Below are 3497 nucleotides of genomic sequence, written 5' to 3'. Positions count from 1 at the left end.
GCATGGGCGGGCAGGAGAGCCGACCCTCCGCGTGGGACTTCCAGTTCGGCACCCGGTGGCATCCGCCGCAGCTGACTTTCGACCACCCGCATCCGCTGCGCATGCGCGACCACCTGCTCGGCGGCAAGGACAACTACCAGGCCGACCGCGAGGCCGTCGAGGCCACCCTCGCGCTCTACCCCGACTACCGGCTGCTGTGCCAGGCCGGGGAGGCCTTCGTGCGCCGGGCCCTGACGTGGGTGGCCGGCCGGGAGCACGGGCTGACCCAGTTCCTGCATCTGGGTACGTTCATACCGACCCTGCGGGGCAGCTACGACAGCCAGGTGCGCGCGCTGTGCCCCGAGGCCACCTTCGTCTACGTGACCGACGACTCGATCAGCGCGGCGCACGGACGCGGCGTGCTCGCGGCCCAGGCGCGGCCGCGCGGCGAGGTGTACGTGCAGCTCGCCGACTTCCGCGAGCCGGGACCGGTCCTGCGCGGGCCCTGGCTCAAGGAGAAGCTGGACCTGCGCCGCCCGGTCGGCGTGCTGCTCGTGGGCATGCTCGACTGCATCGCGGACGACGCGCGGCTCACCCTGGCACTGGCCGAGCTGCGCGACGTGCTCGCCCCCGGCAGCCTGGTCGTGATCCAGCACACCCTGGACTACCCGGCCCGCGGCGCCGCCCGCAAGACGCGGGAACTGCTCGGCCACAACCCGTTCCAGTTCACCACCCGCCCACTGCCCCGGGTGCGCGAGCTGGTCTCCGGGTTCCGCTTCGTCGAGCCCGGATTCGTCCCGTGCACCGCGTGGCGCCCCGACGGGGTGGGCCCCGGGCGTGAACTCGAGGCGCGCTGTCCGGTCGCGGGCGGCGTGGCTCAGATCTGATCATCCGACCTCCGGCCCTGCGGGCCCCCATTCCGTACGGTGGCGCCGGGATTGACGACCCGCCACCAGGGCGCTCCGTACGGTCGGGAAGGGCGTTTCCTCCCTTACCGGCCGAGGTATACCACTGATATACCGCAATTCGGACGTAGTGCAGAACGAGGAACACATGCCCCCTCCGCTTCGCCCGGTCCCCCGTGCCACGCTCGCCGCGGCCTGCGTCCTGACCGCGGCGCTGGGTGCGACGTTGATCGGCCCGGCGTCGGAGCCCGGGCACCGGGACCCCGCAGCCGCGGCCGCCGCGATCGGGGCCGCCTCCGCCGCTCCGATCTGGGCGCGTACCGCCTCCGGACAACTCGCGCAGGTCGACGCGCGGCGGTATCCGACCCCGGTCGATCCCGAGACCCTGACCCATCCCGAGGCCGACTCCATGGGCTCGACGGTGCGCGCGCACGAGCCGCCCGCGGGCGTGGCCCCGAACCCGATCAGCCAGGACTCGGCGGTCCCGCACCTGCCCGGCATCGACGTGAGCAGCAATCAGGGCTCGATCAACTGGGCCGCGGTCGCCCCGCGCCTCGACTTCGTCTACGCGAAGGCGACCGAGGGCACCTACTACCGCAACCCGGACTTCGCCGCGCAGTACGACGGCCCGCACCAGCGCGGGGTCATCCGCGGCGCGTACCACTTCGCCGTCCCGAGCAACTCGAGCGGCGGCGCCCAGGCCGACTACTTCATCGCCCACGGCGGCGCCTGGAACGGCGACGGGACGACGCTGCCGGGCGCCCTCGACATCGAGTACAACCCGTACGGCAAGGCCTGCTACGGCCTGTCCGCCGCCGCCATGACCGGCTGGATCTGGAACTTCGTCAACGAGTACGCCGCGCGCGAGCACGTCTACCCGGTGATCTACAGCACCACCGACTGGTGGCGCTCGTGCACCGGGAACGCGAGCGGATTCGGCCGGTACGACCCGTTCTGGGTGGCGAACTACGGCTCCGACGGCGGTGGGACGCTGCCGGCGGGCTGGCGTTTCTACACCTTCTGGCAGTACTCGGACCACGGCCGGGTGCCGGGCGACCAGGACGTGTTCAACGGCGCGCTCGCGCAGCTGCGGAGGCTGGCCGGGCGCGACTGAGCCGGGCGCGCGGCCCGCCCGCGAACGCACCGCGCCGTTCGCCCCGGCTTCATCCCGCCGTCTCCCCGCCCTCCTCGGCGTCGGCGACGATGGAACCCACGCGCTCGCCGAGCCCCGGATCGCGCCGCACCAGGATCACCGCGTAGACGACGGAGAGCACCAGGGCGCCGAGCGCGAGGTAGGGATACCAGCTGTAGGGCGCGGCCTGGCCGGGCTTGGACAGGTAGTAGAGCGGCACGATGATGACAGCCGCGCCGAGCAACGGCAGGACGGCGTGCTTGACCAGGTGGAACTGCTCCGGCAGGTACCTGTGGTAGTAGAACGGCAGCGCCAGGTTCGAGGCCAGATACACCAGCAGGACCAGGATCGTGCCCATGGTCGAGGACTCGGCGAAGAAGGTCACCGCGTCCATCGACCCGCCGGAGTGGCCCGCCAGGTGCCCGAGCCCCCAGCCGCCGATGATCAGCATCGAGATGGCGACGAAGACCACGATCGCCTTGGTCGGGGTGCGGCGGGTCGGGTGTACGTGCCCGATGAAGGACGGCAGCAGGCCCTCGCGGCCCGCGTTGAAGATCAGCCGCGCCTGCGAGTTGACCCCGGCGATCAGCGCGCCGAGGGTCGAGGTCAGGCCGGCCAGGTAGGCCAGGAAGACGAGCGCGCCGACCGTCCCCTGCGCCACCGAGATGAACGGGATCGCCGCGTCGCCCAGGTTCGTGACGTTGTAGCCGAAGCCGGTGACGGTGGCGTAGGAGAACAGCAGGTAGCTCGCGACCATGACGCCGACCGAGGTGAACACCGCGCGCCCGACGTTGCGGCGCGGGTTCGCCGTCTCCTCGGCCAGCGCGGCCGAGTTCTCCCAGCCGATGAACAGGTAGACCGCCAGCGGGAATCCGGCGGACAGGCCGCTGAATCCGTGGGTGATGTTCTTCGGCTCGAAGGGGCTCAGGGACAGGTGCGCGCTGTGCTTGGCGATGGCCACGATCGAGACGAGCACGAGCACGGTCATCTCGATCCCGAAGAACAGCCCGGCGATCTTGGTCGACACCGCCACCCCGCGCACCATCAGCGCGACCGCGAAAGCGGTCAGGATCAGGGTCCAGATGATCCAGGGGACGTGGAAGCCGGATATGTAGTGCTCGAGCAGGATCTCCAGGAAGCCGCCGGAGATCGCGATCACCGAGGACATGGCGATGATGTAGCCGAGCCCGGCCAGCAGCGCGGTGCTGACCGCGCTGGTCGGGCCGAAGCTCTTTCCGACGAAGGTGATGAAGCCGCCGGCCGAGGGGTGGGCCCGGGAGAACTGGGCCAGGGTGTTGCCGAGCAGCGCCACGGCCACGCCCGCGGCCAGGATGGTCAGCGGCGAGGCCACCCCCGCGGTCAGCGCGAGGAAGCCGAAGCCGAAGTAGAAGCTCATCGCCGGGCCGATGTTGGCCATGGTGGCCGCGGCGATGTCGAGCATTCCCAGCGAGCCGCCGCGCAGGCGGGCGTGGGTGGGGACC

At 71.3% G+C, this 3497-nt stretch carries 3 protein-coding genes; 2 read left to right on the top strand and 1 reads right to left on the bottom strand.

Features of this window, described 5'->3' with window-relative positions:
* Together KDL01_RS39905 and KDL01_RS39900 are read left to right on the top strand one after the other, a co-directional pair.
* The coding region (locus KDL01_RS39905) for an SAM-dependent methyltransferase (RefSeq protein WP_212533924.1) at positions 1-866 on the top strand (866 nt) is incomplete at its 5' end.
* 166 nt (positions 867-1032) lie between these two features.
* On the top strand, positions 1033-1998 hold the full coding sequence (locus KDL01_RS39900; RefSeq protein WP_212533923.1) for a lysozyme: 966 nt from the start codon (positions 1033-1035) through the stop codon (positions 1996-1998).
* A 49-nt stretch (positions 1999-2047) separates the two neighbouring features.
* Here KDL01_RS39900 and KDL01_RS39895 read toward each other — a convergent pair whose 3' ends face one another.
* Positions 2048-3478 carry an APC family permease gene (locus tag KDL01_RS39895; protein ID WP_246577646.1) on the bottom strand — a complete coding sequence of 477 codons (1431 nt, stop codon included), beginning with the start codon at positions 3476-3478 and terminating at the stop codon, positions 2048-2050.
* Positions 3479-3497 lie beyond the last annotated feature (19 nt).

Source organism: Actinospica durhamensis (assembly GCF_018139695.1).
Taxonomy (GTDB): Bacteria; Actinomycetota; Actinomycetes; order Streptomycetales; family Catenulisporaceae; genus Actinospica; species Actinospica durhamensis.
The sequence above is the reverse complement of the archived record's forward strand: the minus strand, read 5'-3'. Positions and strand labels throughout refer to the sequence as shown.